The organism is Pseudomonas sp. TE3552, assembly GCF_056278945.1.
The window spans coordinates 5,719,010-5,738,844 of the sequence record NZ_JBWBQJ010000001.1; the positions used below are offsets into that span (position 1 = coordinate 5,719,010).

At 62.1% G+C, this 19,835-nt stretch carries 16 protein-coding genes; 13 read left to right on the top strand and 3 right to left on the bottom strand.

Going from position 1 to position 19,835, the window contains the following annotated elements; genetic code table 11:
• Nucleotides 1-9 precede the first annotated feature (9 nt).
• From ACZ9BB_RS25925 to ACZ9BB_RS25935, 3 genes are read left to right on the top strand one after another with little or no spacing between them, the layout of a single operon-like run.
• On the top strand, nucleotides 10-2,067 hold the full coding sequence (locus ACZ9BB_RS25925) for a methyl-accepting chemotaxis protein (protein WP_476217413.1): 2,058 nt from the start codon (nucleotides 10-12) through the stop codon (nucleotides 2,065-2,067).
• A gap of 36 nt (nucleotides 2,068-2,103) precedes the next feature.
• Complete coding sequence (locus ACZ9BB_RS25930) at nucleotides 2,104-8,007, top strand: Hpt domain-containing protein (protein ID WP_476217415.1); 5,904 nt, start codon at nucleotides 2,104-2,106, stop codon at nucleotides 8,005-8,007.
• On the top strand, nucleotides 8,000-8,455 hold the full coding sequence (locus ACZ9BB_RS25935) for a chemotaxis protein CheW (protein WP_476217417.1): 456 nt from the start codon (nucleotides 8,000-8,002) through the stop codon (nucleotides 8,453-8,455). Before ACZ9BB_RS25930 ends, ACZ9BB_RS25935 begins: the two co-directional genes overlap by 8 nt.
• A gap of 417 nt (nucleotides 8,456-8,872) precedes the next feature.
• Here the strand turns inward: ACZ9BB_RS25935 and ACZ9BB_RS25940 are convergent, their stop codons facing one another.
• Nucleotides 8,873-9,250: a DUF6124 family protein gene (locus ACZ9BB_RS25940; RefSeq protein WP_476217419.1), complete on the bottom strand. Its 378-nt coding sequence runs from the start codon at nucleotides 9,248-9,250 to the stop codon at nucleotides 8,873-8,875.
• Between the two features lie 682 nt (nucleotides 9,251-9,932).
• Between ACZ9BB_RS25940 and mdcA the strand changes: the two genes are divergently transcribed.
• From mdcA to madM, 9 genes are all read left to right on the top strand, one after another.
• A complete protein-coding gene (mdcA, locus tag ACZ9BB_RS25945; RefSeq protein WP_476217421.1) occupies nucleotides 9,933-11,603 on the top strand; it encodes a malonate decarboxylase subunit alpha in 1,671 nt (556 codons plus the stop codon).
• Nucleotides 11,603-12,478, top strand: coding sequence for a triphosphoribosyl-dephospho-CoA synthase (locus ACZ9BB_RS25950; RefSeq protein ID WP_476217422.1), 876 nt, complete (start codon nucleotides 11,603-11,605; stop codon nucleotides 12,476-12,478). The genes mdcA and ACZ9BB_RS25950 overlap by 1 nt, the downstream gene beginning before the upstream one ends.
• Nucleotides 12,478-12,777: a malonate decarboxylase subunit delta gene (locus ACZ9BB_RS25955; RefSeq protein WP_007941972.1), complete on the top strand. Its 300-nt coding sequence runs from the start codon at nucleotides 12,478-12,480 to the stop codon at nucleotides 12,775-12,777. Before ACZ9BB_RS25950 ends, ACZ9BB_RS25955 begins: the two co-directional genes overlap by 1 nt.
• Entirely contained in the window at nucleotides 12,770-13,621 is an 852-nt protein-coding gene (locus ACZ9BB_RS25960; RefSeq protein WP_476217424.1) for a biotin-independent malonate decarboxylase subunit beta, read from the top strand. The genes ACZ9BB_RS25955 and ACZ9BB_RS25960 overlap by 8 nt, the downstream gene beginning before the upstream one ends.
• Nucleotides 13,618-14,421, top strand: a complete 804-nt coding sequence (gene mdcE, locus ACZ9BB_RS25965) for a biotin-independent malonate decarboxylase subunit gamma (protein ID WP_476217426.1) — start codon at nucleotides 13,618-13,620, stop codon at nucleotides 14,419-14,421. Before ACZ9BB_RS25960 ends, mdcE begins: the two co-directional genes overlap by 4 nt.
• Nucleotides 14,415-15,035, top strand: coding sequence for a malonate decarboxylase holo-ACP synthase (locus ACZ9BB_RS25970; protein ID WP_476217428.1), 621 nt, complete (start codon nucleotides 14,415-14,417; stop codon nucleotides 15,033-15,035). The genes mdcE and ACZ9BB_RS25970 overlap by 7 nt, the downstream gene beginning before the upstream one ends.
• The gene (gene mdcH / locus ACZ9BB_RS25975) at nucleotides 15,032-15,943 is read left to right on the top strand and encodes a malonate decarboxylase subunit epsilon (RefSeq protein ID WP_476217430.1); all 912 of its coding nucleotides are present in this window, start codon (nucleotides 15,032-15,034) and stop codon (nucleotides 15,941-15,943) included. Before ACZ9BB_RS25970 ends, mdcH begins: the two co-directional genes overlap by 4 nt.
• A 66-nt stretch (nucleotides 15,944-16,009) precedes the next feature.
• Complete coding sequence (gene madL, locus ACZ9BB_RS25980; RefSeq protein ID WP_476217431.1) at nucleotides 16,010-16,426, top strand: malonate transporter subunit MadL; 417 nt, start codon at nucleotides 16,010-16,012, stop codon at nucleotides 16,424-16,426.
• A 1-nt stretch (nucleotide 16,427) separates the two neighbouring features.
• Nucleotides 16,428-17,192, top strand: coding sequence for a malonate transporter subunit MadM (madM, locus tag ACZ9BB_RS25985; RefSeq protein ID WP_476217433.1), 765 nt, complete (start codon nucleotides 16,428-16,430; stop codon nucleotides 17,190-17,192).
• A 46-nt stretch (nucleotides 17,193-17,238) separates the two neighbouring features.
• Here the strand turns inward: madM and ACZ9BB_RS25990 are convergent, their stop codons facing one another.
• Nucleotides 17,239-18,153 carry a LysR family transcriptional regulator gene (locus tag ACZ9BB_RS25990; protein WP_476217435.1) on the bottom strand — a complete coding sequence of 305 codons (915 nt, stop codon included), beginning with the start codon at nucleotides 18,151-18,153 and terminating at the stop codon, nucleotides 17,239-17,241.
• Between the two features lie 141 nt (nucleotides 18,154-18,294).
• On the opposite strand from ACZ9BB_RS25990, the gene trhA reads away from it, so the two are divergent.
• Nucleotides 18,295-18,912, top strand: coding sequence for a PAQR family membrane homeostasis protein TrhA (gene trhA / locus ACZ9BB_RS25995; protein WP_476217437.1), 618 nt, complete (start codon nucleotides 18,295-18,297; stop codon nucleotides 18,910-18,912).
• Between the two features lie 5 nt (nucleotides 18,913-18,917).
• Here trhA and ACZ9BB_RS26000 read toward each other — a convergent pair whose 3' ends face one another.
• Entirely contained in the window at nucleotides 18,918-19,826 is a 909-nt protein-coding gene (locus ACZ9BB_RS26000) for a LysR family transcriptional regulator (RefSeq protein WP_476217439.1), read from the bottom strand.
• Nucleotides 19,827-19,835 lie beyond the last annotated feature (9 nt).

The window sequence follows — 19,835 nt, forward strand, 5'->3', positions numbered from 1 at the left end:
CGAGGACCGATGATAAAAGCAAAAACAGACAAGCCAGAAGGGTCGCGCAGCCGGTCGCAGATCATTGCGCTGTTCATCGCGTTGATCGTCTTCATCATGCTGCTGTTCGCCAACTTCGCGTACCTCAACACCCAGGCGAATTATGACAAGCAGTACATCGGCCACGCCGGCGAGCTGCGCGTGCTGTCCCAACGTATCGCCAAAAATGCCACTGAAGCCGCCGCCGGCAAGGCTGCCGCGTTCAAGTTGCTCGGCGATGCGCGCAACGATTTCGCCCTGCGCTGGAGCTATCTGAAGAAAGGCGATCCTTCCACCGGCCTGCCGCCGGCACCGTCCGCCGTGCGCCCGGAAATGCGCGCCGTGCAGCTGGATTGGGAGCGTCTGCTGAAAAATACCGACGCCATTCTCTCCAGCGAGCAGACCGTGCTGTCCTTGCATCAAGTCGCCGCGACGCTGGCCGAAACCGTGCCGCAGTTGCAGGTCGAATACGAAAAAGTGGTCGAAACCCTCCTGCAGCGTGGCGCCCCGGCTGCTCAGGTGGCGATGGCTCAGCGTCAGTCGCTGCTGGCCGAGCGGATTCTTGGTGCGGTGAACACCGTACTGTCCGGCGATGAAAACTCGCAGCAGGCGGCCGACGCCTTTGGTCGCGACGCGGCGCGTTTCGGCCAGGTGCTCAACGGCATGCTTCAAGGCAATGCGGCACTGAAAGTCAGCCAGGTCGAAGACCGTGATGCGCGCGCCCGGTTGACCGAGATTGCTGAACTGTTCGAATTCGTTTCAGGTTCGGTGGATGAAATCCTTGAAACCTCGCCGGAGCTGTTCAAGGTCCGCGAATCGGCCAGCAACATTTTTACCCTGTCGCAAACCCTGCTCGATGAAGCCTCGCACCTGGCCAGCCGTTTCGAAAACCTTGCTGGCGGGCGCGACACCGATACCATCGGCGGCTACGTGTTGGGCTTGTTGGCGCTGATGTCGATCATTCTCATCGGCTTGGTGATGGTGCGCGAAACCAATCGGCAACTGCGTGAAACCGCCGAGAAGAACGAACGCAACCAGAACGCGATCATGCGCCTGCTCGATGAAATCGAAGACCTGGCCGACGGCGACCTGACCGTGACCGCCTCGGTGACCGAAGACTTCACCGGGACCATCGCGGATTCGATCAACTATTCCGTCGACCAATTGCGCGATCTGGTGGCGACCATCAACCTCACCGCCGGCCAGGTCGCCGCTGCGGTGCAGGAAACCCAGGCCACCGCGATGCACCTGGCCCAGGCCTCGGAGCACCAGGCTCAACAGATTTCCGAGGCCTCCACGGCGATCAACGACATGGCCCAGTCCATCGATCAGGTTTCAGCCAACGCTGCTGAATCCTCGGCGGTGGCCGAACGCTCGGTGGAAATTGCCAACAAGGGCAATGAGGTGGTGCACAACACCATCCACGGCATGGACAATATTCGCGAACAGATCCAGGACACCGCCAAGCGGATCAAGCGCCTGGGTGAGTCTTCTCAGGAAATCGGCGATATTGTCAGCCTGATCGATGACATTGCCGATCAGACCAACATCCTCGCCCTCAACGCGGCGATTCAGGCGTCCATGGCCGGCGATGCCGGGCGCGGTTTTGCGGTGGTGGCCGACGAAGTGCAGCGCCTGGCCGAGCGTTCGTCCGCAGCGACCCGGCAGATCGAAACGCTGGTGCGGGCGATTCAGACCGACACCAACGAAGCGGTGATTTCCATGGAACAGACCACCACCGAAGTGGTGCGCGGCGCGCGTCTGGCGCAGGATGCGGGGGTAGCCCTGGAAGAAATCGAAGGTGTCTCGAAGACCCTCGCAGCATTGATCCAGAGTATTTCCAACGCCGCGCAGCAACAGACGTCTTCGGCCGGCCAGATTTCCCTGACGATGAACGTGATCCAGCAGATCACCACGCAGACCTCGTCCGGCTCCACCGCCACCGCCGAGAGCATTGGCAACCTGGCGAAAATGGCCAGCCAGTTGCGGCGTTCGGTGTCCGGTTTCACCTTGCCGGCCGCTAAAGCGCAGGCTGCGGACAAAGCTTGAAACGCCTAAGGGCGTATGCATTTGATTGGAGTAGTTATGGGTGATCGGCACGACTATGTGGCCCTCGAATGGGTCAAAGGCGAGATTGCCGAAACGCTGAAGCAGGCTCATCAGGCAATCGAAACCCTGATCGATGACCCGCAGGCGACGCACGCCCTGAGTGAGTGTCTGGCCTGTGTCCATCAGGTTCACGGCGGTTTGCAGATGGTCGAGTTCTACGGCGCGGCCCTGCTTGCCGAAGAGATCGAGCAGCTGACCACGGCCTTGCAGCAGAACCGCGTCAGCCATCGCGACGAGGCGATCCATCTCTTGCTGCAAGCCCTGGGGCAACTGCCGACTTACCTCGATCGGGTACAAGGCGCCCGTCGTGACTTGCCGCTGGTGGTGTTGCCGCTGATCAACGACCTGCGCAGCGCCCGTGGTGAAAGCTTGTTGTCGGAAACCAGCCTGTTCAGCCCGCAACTGCCGGACCTGCCGCCCCTGAGCGAAGAAGCCCTGGCGCTGCTGGAACCGCCCGACTTGCCGAACGTGCTGCGCAAGTTGCGGCAGATGGTGCAGATGGCACTGGCCGGCTTGCTGCGCGAGCAGGATGACGAAACCCACTTCGGTTATCTGGCCAGGGTTTTTACGCGCCTCGAAGACTTGTGCGCCAATGCGCCCCTGAGCCCGTTATGGCAAGTCGCTTCGGCGCTGGTCGAAGGCATGCGCAATGGCTCGATCGCCAATAGCCCGGCGTTGCGCAGCCTGTTCAAGGAGGCAGACAAAGAGCTCAAGCGTTTGCTCGAACAGGGCATGGCCGGAATCAATCAACCGGCGCCGCCGGAGTTGCTCAAGAGTTTGTTGTTCTATATTGCCAAGGCCGAACACCCCACCGGGCAGATGCTGACCATGAAAGATCGCTACTCACTTGACGATGCGCTACCCGACGGCGCGATGGTCGATGAAGAACGGGCACGGCTGGCCGGCCCTGACCGCGACGCCATGCGCTCGGTATTGGCGGCGCTGTGCGAAGAGCTGGTGCGGGTCAAGGAACGCCTGGACCTGTTCGTGCGCAGCGACCGCCAGCACACCTCAGACCTCGAAAGCCTGTTGGCGCCCCTGCGGCAAATCGCCGACACCCTGGCGGTGCTCGGTTTCGGCCAGCCGCGCAAGGTCATCATCGATCAACTGGCGGTGGTGCTGAGCCTCGCCCAGGGCCAACGCGAGCCCAACGATGCGACCCTCATGGACGTCGCCGGGGCCTTGCTCTACGTCGAAGCGAACCTGGCCGGCATGGTCGGCACCGTGGAGCCGCAAAGCCAGGAAGACAGCCGTCTGCCGACCACCGACCTGACGCAGATCCACCAGATCGTGATCAAGGAAGCGCGCATCTGCCTGCAACAGGCCAAAGACATGATCGTCGACTACATCGACGCCGACTGGGACCGCCAGTATTTGCAGCCCTTGCCGGCGTTACTGACCCAAGTGCGCGGTGCGCTGGCGATGATTCCGTTGGCCCGCGCGGCGAGCCTGGTCGAGGCCTGCAACGGCTTCATCCGCGAACATCTGCTGGTGGACCCGGGCCAGCCCGGCTGGCAGCAACTGGACAGCTTGGCCGATGTCATCACCAGCATCGAGTATTACCTGGAGCGCCTCGGCGACGACCCCGAAGCACCGGGGGAACACCTGCTCGACGTTGCGGAAAAAGGCCTGGTCTCACTCGGCTTCTTCCCCAGCGAACAGCACGTGCCGATGCTTGAGGATGTGCTCAACTCCAGTGAAGCCCTGGTGATGCAGGACATGCTGGAACTGGATGACCCCGAAATCGTCCAGTCGTTGGCTGATGTGCTGGCCAGTCCGGTGTCGTCCGTCAACCCGCCAGCGCTGACGACGCCGGGCAGCCTGTTGCCGCCGCCCGCCGATGAAGAGCCGGTGGACGATGAGCTGCGTGAGGTCTTCCTCGAAGAAACCGACGAGGTGCTGGAAATTCTCCGGGAATACCTGCCGCGTTGGACGACCAATCCCGACAACACATCGGCCTTGAGTGAATTGCGTCGCGCCTTCCACACCCTCAAAGGCAGTGGCCGGATGGTCCGCGCGCTGGTGCTGGGCGAGCTGGCCTGGGCGGTGGAAAACCTGCTCAACCGCGTGCTTGAACACAGCGTTGCGCCGTCACCTGCGGTGCAACACCTGGTGGGCGATGCGTTGAAGTTGCTGCCGGAATTGGTGGCTGAATTTGCCGCCAATGCCCAGCGCCAGCGTAACGATGTCGATCAATTGGCCGCGCGCGCCCATGCCCTCGCCAAGGGGGATGAGCCAGTGTCCGATGAAGACGCGCAGGATGTCGCGGCGCTCGATCCATTGTTGCTGGAGATCTTCCGTAACGAAGCGCAAACCCATTTGAACAGCCTCAATCGCTTCCTCGATCAGGCCGCCGAGCACGTACCGCTGCAGGCCAGCGACGAGTTGCAGCGGGCCTTGCACACGCTCAAGGGCAGCGCCTCGATGGCCGGCGTGCTGCCGATTGCCGAGCTGGCGGCGTCGCTGGATCAACTCACTCGGGAGTACAAGGCGCACCGGATTGCCCTCGACCTCGATGAAGTCGAATTGCTGCTGGAAGCCGAAGGCTTGTTCCGCCTTGGGCTGCGACAGCTCAAGAACGACCCGCAGGCCGAAATCCCCGACGCCCGCTCGTTGATCGAGCGAACCCGGGCATTGCTGGCCGAGCGTCTGGAAAGCCTCTTGAGTACGCCCAATACGAAGCTGCGCATCAAGCGTGATCCGCAACTGATCAATAACTTCCTTGCCCAGGGCATGGACATCCTGCTGGACGCCGAAAGTCTGTTGCAGCGCTGGCAGCAACACCCCGGTGAGCGCCTGGAACTCAGCGCGCTGCTGGATGAATTGACCACCTTGGGCGAAGGCGCACACCTGGCCGACCTGCATCCGGTGGATGAACTCTGCGAAGCCTTGCTCGACCTCTATGGCGCGGTGGAAGAAAGCAGCCTGGCGGTCAGCGAGGCGTTTTTCCATGAGGCGCAAAGTGCCCACGAAGCGCTGATCAACATGCTCGACGAACTGGCCGCGGGCCAGGAAGTCACGGCGCAACCGCAGCGGGTGCAAGCCTTGCGTGGCTTGCTTGATGCGAGTCTCGACCCCTCCGCCATGGGCCTGATCCGCAGTGACGGCAGCCGCACCCTGAGCATTCGCGAGTTAGGCAGCGCCACAGCCGAGCTGGAGCAGGCCGCGACTCAGGTGGAACTGGATGACGAAATCGTTTCGATCTTCCTTGAAGAAGCGGTGGATATCCTCGAAAGCGTCGGCCAGGCCTTGCAGCGCTGGCTGAGCGACCCGGACAACGCTGCACCGTTGTTGTCCTTGCAGCGCGATTTGCACACCCTCAAGGGCGGTGCACGAATGGCCGAGGTCGAGCCGGTCGGCGATCTGGCCCATGAACTGGAAAGCCTTTACGAAGGCCTGGTGGACCGCCGTTACAGCCACAGCGAGGCGCTGGCGCAGTTGCTGCAACGGAGCCATGACCGACTGGCGCTGTTCCTTGAGCAGTTGCAGAGCAACCGCTCCCTGGGTGACCCGGGCGAATTGATCGAGGCCATTCGGGCGTTTCGCCTGGGCAATGCCGGCAGCGCCGAAGTGATCGAACCGGCGGCCAGCAATGATTCGGCGGGCCATGATCCAGAGCTTCTGGAAATCTTCCTCGAGGAAGGTTTCGACATCATCGAAAATTCCGGCGCGGCGCTGTTGCGCTGGCAGGCCGAGCCTTCGAATCGCCAGGAGGTGGAAACCCTGCTGCGCGACCTGCACACCCTCAAAGGGGGCGCGCGGATGGTGGAAATTGCGCCGATTGGCGACCTGGCCCATGAACTGGAATTCCTCTACGAAGGCTTGTCGGCGGGGGCGCTGCAACCGACTACGGCACTGTTTACGCTGTTGCAAAGCAGCCATGACCGGCTGGCGCAGATGCTCGACGCTACCCGCGCCGGTCAGCCGTTGCCGCCGGCTGATCGACTGATCGACGCGATCAAGAATTTCAGCCATCCGGCAGTGCCCGAAACACCGGCACCGGAGGTGATGCCCGCAGTACCCAAGGCCGAACCGCCCGCACCGCAACCCGAAGGCACTGACACGGTCAAGGTCTCGGCGGAATTGCTCGACGATCTGGTCAACCTGGCGGGGGAAACTTCAATCTTCCGCGGGCGTATCGAACAACAGGTCAACGACGCACGCGTGGCCTTGAGCGAGATGGAAACCACCATCGAGCGTATCCGCGACCAGTTGCGCCGCCTCGACACCGAAACCCAGGGGCGGATTCTCAGCCGTCAGCAAGTCGATGCCGAACGCCTGGGCTACGAAGAATTCGACCCATTGGAGATGGACCGCCACTCGCAGCTGCAACAACTGTCACGGGCGCTGTTCGAGTCCGCCTCCGACCTGCTTGACCTCAAGGAAACCCTCGACCGGCGTAATCAGGACGCGGAAAACCTGCTGCAACAGCAGGGGCGCATCAACACCGAATTGCAGGAAGGTCTGATGCGCACGCGCATGGTGCCGTTCGAACGGATGTTGCCGCGCTTGAAACGCATCGTGCGTCAGGTCTCCGGCGAGCTGGGCAAGGACGTGGAGTTCATTGTCGGCAACGCCGAAGGCGAGATGGACCGCAATGTCCTCGAACGCATGGCCGCGCCGCTGGAACACATGCTGCGCAACGCCGTCGACCACGGGCTGGAATCGGCCGAGGTGCGTGTCGCGGCGGGTAAACCGGCTCAGGGCAGGATCACCCTGGACCTGTCCCGAGAGGGCGGCGACATCATTTTCGACATCCGCGATGACGGTGCCGGCGTGCCGCTGGACGCTGTGCGGCGCAAGGCGATCAAGCGCGGGCTGCTCGACCCGGACAGCGACATCAGCGACCGTGACGTGCTGCAATTCATCCTGCAACCGGGGTTCTCCACCGCTGAGAAAATCACCCAGATTTCCGGGCGTGGCGTGGGGATGGACGTGGTTCACGAAGAAGTCCGGCAGCTGGGCGGTAGCATGAGCATCGACTCGACGTCGGGGCAGGGCGTGCACTTCCGGATTCGCCTGCCGTTCACCGTGTCGGTCAACCGTGCGCTGATGGTGCAGTGTGGGGAGGATCAATACGCGATCCCGCTGAACACCATCGACGGCATCGTGCGTGTATTGCCCAACGAACTCGAAGGGCATTACCGGCTCGATCCACCGACCTACGAATACGCCGGGCAACGTTACGAGTTGTGCTATCTCGGTGAACTGCTGAAAACCAGCACCCGCCCAAAACTGCTGGGCCAGAGCCTGCCGTTGCCGGTATTGCTGGTGCAGTGCAATGAGCGGCATGTCGCGGTGCAGGTGGATGCCATGGCGGGCACCCGGGAAATCGTGGTGAAGAGCCTCGGCCCGCAGTTTGCGGCGGTGCAGGGTTTGTCCGGCGCGACGATTCTCGGCGATGGTCGGGTGGTGCTGATTCTCGACTTGCTGTCGCCGATCCGCGCGATGCAAGCACAGGTGCCGAAGCGGCCTGTGACTCAGGAAGTAGAGCCCGAGCCGCAACGGCCCTTGCTGGTGTTGGTGGTCGACGATTCGGTCACCGTGCGCAAGGTCACCAGCCGTCTGCTGGAACGCCACGGTATGAACGTGCTGACCGCCAAGGACGGTGTCGACGCCATGTTACTGCTCGAAGAGCACATGCCCGACCTGATGCTGCTAGACATCGAAATGCCGCGCATGGACGGCTTCGAAGTGGCGACCCAAGTGCGCGCCGACGAGCGCTTGCGGCATCTGCCGATCATCATGATCACCTCCCGCACCGGCCAGAAACACCGCGACCGCGCCATGGCCATCGGCGTCAACGACTACCTCGGCAAGCCATACCAGGAATCGGTGCTGCTCGACAGCATCACCCGCTGGAGCAAAACCCATGCATGAACACCGCTCCAGCAACCTCACCGGCCTGCTGCTGCCCCTGGCCGACCGCAACCTGATCCTGCCCAACATCGCCGTCGCCGAACTCATCGACTACCAACCCGGCGCCTTCGACCTCGACACGCCGCCGTGGTACCTGGGGCGGGTGACATGGCGTGAACGACAGATTCCATTACTCAGTTTCGAATCGGCATGTGGCAATAAAGTGGTGATCGGTGAGCGAGCACGGATCGTCATCCTCAATGCCCTCGGCGGACGGCCTGAGCTGAAGTTCATTGCGCTGCTGGTGCAGGGGATTCCGCGCTCTTACAAGCTCGACAGTCAGTTGAGTTATGTGGATGTGCCGTTGTGTTCGCTGGAGCAGGCGGCGGTGCAGGTGGGGGAGCAAGTGGCCAAAGTGCCTGACTTGCTCGCGCTGGAGGAACTGCTTGTAAGTGCGGGTCTGGTCTAACCGGATCCCCGTGGCGAGGGGGCTTGCCCCCGTTGGGTTGCGAAGCAGCCCCAAAACCTGCAATCGCGGTCTATCAGGTAAACCGCATGCATTTTCCTGTGGCGAGGGAGCTTGCTCCCGCTGGGTCGCGAAGCGGCCCCAAAACCTGCAATCGAGGTGTATCAGGTAAACCGCATGCATTTTCCTGTGGCGAGGGAGCTTGCTCCCGCTGGGTCGCGAAGCGGCCCTAAAACCTGCAATCGAGGTCTGTCAGGTAAACCGCATGCATTTTCCTGTGGCGAGGGGGCTTGCCCCCGTTGGGTCGCGAAGCGGCCCCAAAACCTGCAATCGAGGTGTATCAGGTACACCGAGAATAATGGTTTTACGACTGCTGCGCAGCCGAACGGGGGCAAGCCCCCTCGCCACAGGGGTTCTGCGCTAAACCCCGGCCCGAGCCTTCATCTGCAACGACTCATGATGATCCAGCACTCGCTCGACCAACAACTGCACGCCATCTGCCAAACGGCTGAGCGCCAAGGCTACAGAGCGGCGTGAGCCTTCCACATCGTCCGCCAGATCGGCAGCAATGGCGCTGATGGACAGCAGGTCTTCGGAGGCATTGGCCAGAAGGGCTTCGGTGTCGATGTCCGGGGAGACGGTGAAAAGCCGGGATTTACGGCGCTTGGCCGGTTTTTCGTGGGGTGACGGGAAGTAATGGGAGAAGGCGCGGTCGGCGGCTTCCTTGAGTTTCTCGGCTTCGAGGGAGGCTTGGGAATCGGTCCCGGATTCTGGCGGGTTGGGAGTAGCTTTGAACATTGTGCATCTCCAGTAATGAGTTTCAGCTGCTCCATCGGTTCCAAGCGAAGGGGTGGCAGCTGTACGCAGGTTGGAACCCGAGGTGGAGAAAACCCGGCAGACCCGAAGGTCTCCCGCGCACAGCCGCCATAACGGAGTACACACATTAAAGGTGCGCAAGCATACGTCATGAGGGGCGCTTTTGCGCCTTCCACACCTCGGGGTTCCAAGCCCGGTCGCTGAATTGCCAGCGACACACAAACGATAAAGATCAACGCAAAACCGCACCAGTCGGCGGGTTCCGGCATTGCTGTAGGCAGCGACGCAAGGTTGTGTAGCCTCTCACCGTTCCTGCGGACAAACTTTTAAACACAAAACCCCGATCGGTCTGACCGGATCCCTGTGGCGAGGGAGCTTGCTCCCGCTGGGTCGCGGAGCGGCCCCAAAACCTGCAATCGAGGTGTAACAGGTACACCGCACGCAATGGTTTTACGACTGCTGCGCAGCCGAGCGGGGGCAAGCCCCCTCGCCACAAAGGTTTCTGCGTCAGGTTGAAGATTCCCAAAAAGGGACCGATCGGTCCTATTTTGGGACTTATCGCTGATCGTTACCCTGACCGTAACAATCCAACACTCTGCTTGATTGATGCCCCGCCCCCACCCTCCTAAGGTGACTCCCACGACAGCGAACCCGTGGAGTGGTCATGACAACAACAATATCCCCCGACTCGCGATGGACGCGGCGGCGCAGCGAAAAGCAGCGGCGCCTCGAATTGGTGAAGGGGCTTGCCGACGGTGTGGTGTTGCCCACCGACAAGATCGTTGCGGCGCTGGAGGCATTGATCCTGCCCGGCGACCGTGTGGTGCTGGAGGGCAATAACCAGAAGCAGGCGGATTTCCTCTCTCGCTCCCTGGCCAAGGCCGATCCCGCGAAGCTGCATGATCTGCACATGATCATGCCCAGCGTCGGGCGTTCCGAGCACCTGGACCTGTTCGAGCGCGGCATTGCGCGCAAGCTCGACTTCTCTTTCGCCGGCACCCAGAGCCTGCGCATCAGCCAGTTGCTTGAAGACGGCCTGCTGGAAATCGGCGCGATCCACACCTACATCGAGCTCTATGCGCGGCTGGTGGTCGACTTGATTCCCAACGTCGTGCTCTCGGCCGGTTTCATGGCCGACCGCGCCGGCAACATCTACACCGGCCCCAGCACCGAAGATACCCCGGCGTTGATCGAACCGGCCGCCTTCAGCGATGGCATCGTCATCGTTCAGGTCAACCAATTGGTGGACGACGTCAGCGACCTGCCTCGCGTCGACATCCCGGCGTCCTGGGTCGATTTCGTGGTGGTGGCCGACAAGCCGTTCTACATCGAACCGCTGTTCACCCGCGACCCACGGCACATCAAGCCTGTGCATGTGTTGATGGCGATGATGGCGATCCGTGGGATCTACGAAAAACACAACGTCCAGTCCCTCAACCACGGCATCGGTTTCAACACCGCCGCCATCGAACTGATCCTGCCGACCTACGGCGAATCCCTCGGTTTGAAGGGCAAGATCTGCCGCAACTGGACCCTTAACCCGCATCCAACCCTGATCCCGGCCATCGAAAGCGGCTGGGTCGAAAGCGTGCATTGCTTCGGCACCGAACTGGGCATGGAAAACTACATCGCTGCCCGGCCCGATGTGTTCTTCACCGGCCGCGACGGTTCACTGCGTTCCAACCGGATGTTCTGCCAATTGGCCGGGCAGTACGCGGTGGACCTGTTCATCGGCGCGACCCTGCAAGTCGATGGCGATGGCCATTCCTCCACCGTGACTCGCGGCCGCCTGGCCGGTTTCGGTGGTGCGCCGAACATGGGCCACGACCCGCGCGGTCGTCGTCACGGCACACCGGCGTGGCTCGACATGCGCCACACCGACGTCGCCGAGCCGATGCTCGAACGCGGCAAGAAACTCGTGGTGCAGATGGTCGAGACCTTTCAGGAGGGCGGCAAACCGACCTTCGTTGAAACCCTCGACGCAGTGGAAGTGGCGAAGAAAAGCGGCATGCCGCTGGCACCGATCATGATCTACGGCGACGACGTCACTCACCTGTTGACCGAAGAAGGCATTGCCTATTTGTACAAGGCGCGTTCGCTGGAAGAACGTCAGGCGATGATCGCCGCCGTCGCCGGAGTGACCGCCATCGGCCTGCGCCACAACCCGAAAGACACCGCCCGTATGCGCCGCGAAGGTTTGATCGCCTTGCCCGAAGACCTCGGCATCCGCCGCACTGACGCCACCCGCGAATTGCTCGCAGCGAAAAGCGTGGCCGATCTGGTGGAGTGGTCCGGTGGCCTCTACAACCCGCCCGCCAAGTTCAGGAGCTGGTAATGCACGCATTCAACCTGCAACCGAAAACGTTAACCCTGGCCGAACGGCTGGCGGACCTGGCCGTGGACGCGCTGATCGATGAAGCGGATCTGTCGCCGAAACCGGCGCTGGTGGACCGTCGTGGCAATGGTGCTCATACCGACTTGCACCTCGGGCTGATGCACGCTTCCGCGTTGTCTTTATGGCCGACATTCAAGGCAATGGCGGACGCGGCCAGCGAGTTTGGCGACGTCGGTTTACCCCTGCGCGAAGCCCTTGGGCGGATTGGTCGTGACGGTGAGCAAACGATGCTCGCTACCACCAACGGTGTGAATACTCATCGTGGGGCGATCTGGGCGCTGGGGTTGTTGGTAGCCGCCGCTGCGCTGGAACCTGAATCCAGCACCGCCAGCGGCATCACGTTGCGCGCCGCACGCCTGGCCTTACTAGACGATCGTTACGCTCCGCGCCCCCTAAGCCATGGCGCTCAAGTGGCCCAACGTTACGGCGTTCGTGGTGCCCGTGAAGAAGCGCAGCTTGGTTTCCCGGCCGTGCTGCAACTTGGCCTGCCGCAACTCAAGCGCAGCCGCGCCGCCGGCCATGGCGAACAGAACGCCCGGCTCGACGCCTTGCTGGCGATTATGACGACACTGGCCGACACCTGCGTGCTCTACCGTGCGGGCGAACTCGGCCTGCAGACCATGCAACTCGGCGCCCAGGCAGTACTCGACGCCGGCGGCAGTGCGAGCCTGGCCGGTCGCCGCCGTTTGCATGAGCTGGACCAACAATTAATCGCGTTGAATGCCTCGCCCGGCGGTGCTGCGGACTTGCTCGCAGCCTGCCTGTTTATCGACCGCATCGAGTCGGGCGTCGACGTCCTCCAGGGAGCGTTTTGATGGAAACCTTATCCTTTGAATTCCCCGCCGGGCAGCCGCCACGGGGCAGGGCGCTGGTGGGCTGCGTCGGCTCGGGCGATCTGGAAGTGCTGATCGAGCCGGGGCTGGCCGGCAAGCTGACGATCCAGGTGCAGACCTCGGTCAACGGCAGTGAACAACGCTGGCAGCATCTGTTCGCGCGGATGTTCGACGGCCAGACACCGCCCGCGATGGCGATTGATATCCACGATTTCGGCGCCACTCCCGGTGTGGTGCGTTTGCGCCTGGAACAAGGCTTCGAGGAGATCGGTCATGACTGATAGCGCAGCCTTGCTGAATAAACACAGCTTCGTCGAACTCGGTGCCCGGCAACGGGCCAAGGCCTTGCTCGACGCCGGCTCCTTCCGCGAATTGCTCGACCCGTTTCAGCGGGTCATGTCGCCATGGCTGTCGCGCCAGGGCGTGGTGCCGCAAGCCGATGACGGCGTGGTGATCGCCAAGGGCAGCCTCGGCGGTTTGCCGGTGGTGATCGCGGCCATCGAAGGCGCGTTTCAGGGCGGCAGCTTGGGTGAAGTCGGTGGGGCGAAGATTGCCGGTGCGCTGGAACTGGCCGCCGAGGACAACCGCAAAGGCATTCCCACTCGCGCCGTGTTGTTGCTGGAAACCGGTGGCGTACGATTGCAGGAGGCCAATCTGGGGCTGGCGGCGATTGCCGATATTCATGCGGCGATCGTTGATCTGCGCCAGTACCAGCCGGTAGTCGGCGTGGTTGCCGGCAGCGTCGGTTGCTTTGGCGGCATGTCGATTGCCGCCGGGTTGTGCAGCTATTTACTGGTGACTCAGGAAGCGCGGCTCGGCCTCAACGGCCCCCAAGTGATTGAGCAGGAAGCCGGTCTTGAGGAATACGACTCCCGTGACCGGCCGTTTATCTGGAGCCTGACCGGCGGTGAGCAACGTTTCGCCAGTGGGTTGGTGGATCGCTACGTGGCTGACGACGTGGCGCAGATTCAGCAGCAGGTTAGCGAGTTGCTCCAGCAGGGTTTGCCAGCGCAGCAACGTAGCCGCCAGGCCGAATGGTTTCTGCAACGGCTGGCGCGTCTGGACGCCAAACCACAAATCGAGCCGGCGACGGTTCGCGATCTGTATCAAGGAGAGCGCTCATGAGTTCGTATTCCCTGAGAGGCTTGAACTGGTTCAACGCCTTGAGTGCCGGCGCGAAATCGGTCGCGGCTTTGCCGGCGTCGTTGAAAGTCGCCGATGGTGCGCTGGGTGACCAGCCCGTGCGATTTATTGCGGTGGTGGCCGATCCCGACAACCGTTTCGTCCGCGCCCGCAATGGCGAGGTCGGTTTACTGGAAGGCTGGGGCCTGGCCAAAGCGGTGGATGACGTCATTGCCGCGGATAACGACAAACCTCAAAAGCGTGCCCTGATCGCCATCGTCGATGTGCCGAGCCAGGCTTACGGTCGACGCGAAGAGGCCCTTGGCATTCATCAAGCCTTGGCCGGTGCTGCGGACAGTTATGCCCGTGCCCGACTGGCCGGGCATGCGGTGATCGGTTTGCTGGTGGGCAAAGCAATGTCCGGGGCCTTTCTCGCTCATGGCTATCAGGCCAACCGGCTGATCGCGCTACGCGATCCGGGCGTGATGGTGCATGCGATGGGCAAGGCTTCGGCGGCGCGGGTCACCTTGCGCAGTGTCGAAGAGCTTGAAGCCTTGGCCGCCAGCGTGCCGCCGATGGCCTATGACATCGACAGCTTTGCCAGCCTGGGCCTGCTCTGGGAAACCTTGTCGGTGGATCAGATCGAGCAGCCGACGACGGCGGATCTGGCGCGAGTGAACGAGTGTCTGGTTCAGGCGATTGAGGATGTCGGGGCAGGTCGTCGCGATTTGAGCGGCCGCTTGGGTGCGAGCAATCGCGCCGCGTCGAGCAAGGTTCGCCAACTGCTGAGAGAGCAGTGGTGAATACGTTTCTGGCCCACGACCTGCTTTGGGGGATGACCCCGGAGCAGCTGCCTGCAGATGCGCCTGGGTGGGTAGTCGAGTCGGTCAGCGCGGGTCAGCCAGTGGTGGTTCGGCGCGCGATTACCGCACCGGATCAAATCGCGGTCGGCGTGCGCGGACGCTTGCGCGAGCAGCGTTATGCAACGTCGATGGCGATCACGGCGATTTCACGTCGGGTAAGGCCGGAAGAGCTGTGTCATGTCGAGACGGCTCGGGACCTGCCGGCGTTGCGAGCGCTGGCGCAGCTGCGGCCAATGCTCGACGCCTGTGGTTGGGTGTGGGGTGTCAGCGGCAGCGCCGGGTTTGAATTGGCCAGCGGTTTTGCGGCGCTCCATGAGCGCAGCGATCTCGATTTGATTCTGCGTACTCCGCAGCCGTTGAGCCGACCTCAATCGCAGGCATTGGTGACTCTGCTGGGCACCGCGGAGTGCCTGGTGGACATGCAATTGCAGACGCCTTACGGCGCAGTCGCCCTGCGCGAATGGGCCGGCCCGCCGCATCGGGTGCTGCTCAAAAATGCTCAGGTCGCCTGCCTGGTGATCGATCCCTGGAACCCGCAGGAGCAAGCAGCATGAGCAGCTTGCTGGTGTTCCCGGGCCAAGGTGCGCAGCAACCAGGCATGCTCCATCGCTTGCCTCGGGAAACGCTGATCGAGGCGAGCGAGGTGCTGGGTGAAGATGTTTTGTTGCTCGATTCTGCCGAGGCGTTGCAGTCGACGAGGGCGGTTCAGTTATGCCTGCTGATCGCCGGAGTCGCCGCTTCACGCCAGTTCTCATTGAAGGCGGACTACGTGGCCGGATTGTCCATCGGCGCCTATCCGGCAGCGGTGGTTGCCGGCGCCTTGAGCTTCAGTGATGCGTTGCATCTGGTCAGGCTGCGCGGTGAGCTGATGCAGCAGGCTTATCCTCAGGGCTATGGCATGACCGCGATCATCGGTCTGGATCTGGCGACGGTGGAAGGCTTGCTGGCGCAGGTTCACAGCGTCGACACCCCGGTTTACCTGGCCAATATCAACGCCGATACCCAAGTGGTGATTGCTGGCAGCGACGAGGCGATGAAAGCGGTTGCCGAGTTGGCGAAGGGGCGTGGCGCCGGTCTGGCCAAGCGTCTGGCGGTCAGCGTGCCGTCCCATTGCCCGTTGCTGGATACACCGGCAAGAGCCTTGGCCGAAGCCTTCGCCAAGGTGCAGTTGAAGGCGCCGACACTGGGTTATTTGAGCGGCAGCCGCGCACGGCCTGTCACCCATACCGACGCCCTGCGTGACGACCTGGCGTTCAACATGTGCCGCGTGGTGGATTGGCGCGGCACGGTACAAAGCGCTTACGAGCGTGGCGTACGTCTACAGATCGAACTGCCGCCCGGTGCGGTGTTGACCGGGCTGGCGCGCCGGGTCTTCGAGCAGGGCACCGTGATTGCCTTCGACGGTGCGCGGCTCGATACCTTGCAGGCGCTGTTGCGTGAGGAGGGAAGCCGCCAACCCTAGACCACCGACTCAGGCTGCGAACTACAAGAACAACAATTCCGACGATGCACTTTGAGGACTACAACAATGATTATTTACGGTGTGGCGCTGTTGGCGATCTGTACGCTGGCAGGGGTGATCATGGGTGACATGCTCGGCGTGTTGCTGGGTGTGAAATCCAACGTCGGCGGGGTCGGGATCGCGATGATCCTGCTGATTTGCGCGCGGTTGTGGATGCAAAAACGCGGCGGCATGACCAAGGATTGCGAGATGGGCGTCGGCTTCTGGGGCGCCATGTACATTCCGGTGGTGGTGGCGATGGCCGCGCAACAGAACGTAGTCACGGCCCTGCACGGCGGCCCGGTGGCGGTGTTGGCGGCGATTGGTTCGGTGGTGCTCTGTGGCTGCACCATTGCGCTGATCAGCCGGACCCACAAGGGCGAACCCTTACCCGATGAACCGACGGACGTAACGTCGGTTGTCGCGCCTGCAGGAGGCCGCTGATATGTGGGATCTCATCGAGAAAGGTCTGGAACATAACGGTCTGATCACGGCATTCGCCTTCGTTGGCGTGATCATGTGGGTGTCGGTGGTGTTGTCCAAGCGCCTGACCTTCGGGAGGATTCACGGCTCGGCGATTGCCATCGTCATCGGCCTGGTGCTGGCCTGGGTCGGCGGCACCCTGACCGGCGGGCAAAAAGGCCTGGCGGATTTGTCGCTGTTTTCCGGTATTGGTTTGATGGGCGGCGCCATGCTGCGGGACTTCGCCATTGTCGCCACGGCGTTCGAGGTGCAGGCCACCGAAGCGAAAAAGGCCGGGATGATTGGCGTCATCGCGCTGCTGCTGGGCACGATTCTGCCGTTCATTGTCGGGGCGAGCATGGCCTGGGTGTTCGGTTATCGCGATGCGATCAGCATGACCACCATTGGCGCGGGCGCGGTGACGTACATCGTCGGGCCAGTCACCGGAGCGGCGATTGGTGCCACGTCCGATGTGATGGCGTTGTCGATTGCCACCGGGCTGATCAAGGCGATTCTGGTGATGGTCGGCACACCGGTGGCGGCACGCTGGATGGGCCTGGATAACCCGCGCTCGGCGATGGTGTTTGGCGGCTTGGCCGGGACGGTGAGTGGGGTGACGGCAGGGCTGGCGGCGACGGATCGGCGGCTGGTGCCGTATGGCGCGCTGACGGCGACGTTCCATACCGGGCTTGGGTGTTTGCTTGGGCCTTCGTTGCTGTACTTCATTGTTCGCGGGATTGTCGGCTAACGAATCACTGCTTCTTGTGGCGAGGGAGCTTGCTCCCTCGCCACACTCAAACCTGCCGATTGGCATACATCCGGCACTCCGCCAACAACGCCAGCAAATTCGGGTCACGCTCCTTGGCCTTCAGAAACACCACACCAATGTGCTGCTGCAACCGATACTTTTCCTGCAATGGAATCAGCTTCACCCGGTTCTCATACACCGCCGCGATTCTTCCCGGCAGCAACGCATAGCCCACCCCGGAGCTGACCATGCTCAGCAGGGTGAAGATGTCGTTGACCTGCATCGCCACCTTCGGCTCGAACCCCGCCTGCTTGAACACCCGAATACCGTCCTGATGCGTGGCGAAGCCTTGGGTCAAGGTGATGAATGTCTCGTCGCGCACCTCGGCCAGATCGACTTCGGTCCGCTGGGCAAAGGGCGAATCAGCCGGGGTGGCGAGGAAGATGTCATCGGAAAACAGCGGGATGTGCTCACAATCCGGGTCGTTGACGCTGTCGTCCAGCGACACCAGGATCGCGTCGACTTCCATGTTCTTGAGCTTGTACAACAGGTCGATGTTCGAGCCCAGGATCAGGTCGATATTGAGTTCGCTGCGGCGGATTTTCAGGCCCATGATCAGCTGCGGCACGGTCTTCACCGTCAGCGAATACAGCGACCCAAGTTTGAAACGCTCCGCGGAGAACCCGGCGGCTTCGCGGGTCAGGCGCACGCTTTCGAGTACATCCTGAATCAGCTTCTGTGCCCGTTCTTCCAGCACATAAGCGCTTTCCAGCGGCGTGAGGTTGCGGCCTTCGTGTTTGAATAACGGGCAACGCAGGGCGCTTTCCAGGGAGTGGATGGCGCGGTGTACGCTGACGTTACTGGTCTGCAATTCGGCAGCCGCGCGGGCCAGGTTGCCGGTGCGCATGAAGGCCAGGAACACCTCGAGTTTTTTTAGGGTCAACTCTTCATCGATCAGCATGGGCCAGACTCTTATTCGAATGGCTCGATTGTGCACGTATGTGGGTTTTTGTAGGGAGCATTGTGTTCTGAAACATTGCGCTTTTAGTCTCAAGGCTTGAGCCTTGCGCACTGCGGGAATGAATTTCGAGGTGAGCAACACATGTATCACGGAGAAAGATTGAACGCCTGGACGCATTTGGTCGGGGCGGTGGCGGCGGTTGTCGGGGGCGTGTGGCTGCTGGTGATCGCCAGCATGGACGGCAGTCCGTGGAAGATCGTCAGCGTGGCGATTTATGTGTTCACCTTGCTGGTGCTCTACAGCGCCTCGACCGTGTACCACAGCGTGCGCGGGCGCAAGAAAGCGATCATGCAGAAGGTTGATCATTTTTCGATCTACCTGCTGATTGCCGGCAGTTACACACCGTTCTGCCTGGTGACCCTGCGCGGGGCGTGGGGCTGGACGCTGTTCGGGATAGTCTGGGGGTTGGCGCTGATCGGCATCCTGCAAGAGATCAAGCCGCGCTCGGAAGCGCGGATTCTGTCGATCGTGATTTATGCGGTGATGGGCTGGATCGCGCTGGTGGCGGTCAAGCCACTGCTGGCGGCGCTGGGCCCTGTCGGCTTTGCCTGGCTGGCGTCGGGCGGGGTGCTCTATACCGTAGGCATTATCTTTTTTGCCCTCGACCATCGTCTGCGCCATGCCCATGGGGTCTGGCATCTGTTCGTGATCGCCGGGAGTTTGCTGCACTTTGTGGCGATTCTGTTTTATGTCCTTTGAGGCCGCTACGGGATCAAGCGATCCAGTTGCGCTTGCGCCCGTCGGCTGAACACCTGCAATAAATCGTTCAAGGTGTGCGGCGGCGGTTCGTCGGCGCGGGTCACCGCGTACAGGGTGATCGGTAGCGCTGGTGCCAGAGGGCGAATCGCCGTGGTGGAGGGGGACGCGCTGAGTGCGGTGAAGGGATCGATCACCGCCAACCCGGCCCCGGATTCAACCATCGCCCGTGCCAGCGAATAGGTTTGCACGGCGATGCGTACCTTTGGCGGCGGATCGACTGCCTCAAGGTAGCTGTCGAGCCTGGCGGCCAGCGGGTCGGCGCTGGACAGGCCGATCAGCGGCGCACCGGCCAGTTCGATCAACGGCAGCGGTTTACCGAGGGTGTCGTCGGCCCAATAGCCCTTTGGCGCCAGCGCCACCAGCATTCCACAGGCCAGGGCCTGCGCCTTCAGGCCTGGATGATCCGGCGGTTGCAGCGTCAGGGCGACATCCACTTCGCGCATCAACAAATTCTGCATCAGCTCGCGGCTATGGGCGCTGGACAGTTCGCAGGCGATTTCCGGGTAGCGTTGCGTCCATTCGTTGATCGCCGGCGGCAGCAGCGACAAGGCCAGCGCCGGGATCGCGCCGATCCGTACACTGTGGCCCGGCTTGCGGCGCAGGCTCTGGGCCAGGCGTCGCACGCCTTGCAGGCTTTCAGTGACCTTGTCGACCTCGCGTTCAAGCTCCAGGGCTTCGGGCGTCGGCTGCAATTTGCCGCGCACCCGCAGGAACAGCGGAAAACCCAATTGCTGTTCGGCGTGTTGCAGCACTTTGCTCACCGCCGGCTGCGACACGTGCAGCAACTGGGCGGCGCCACTGACCGAACCGGTCTGGCGAATGGCCTGGAAAATCTCTATGTGTCGCAGTCGCATGGCAAGTCC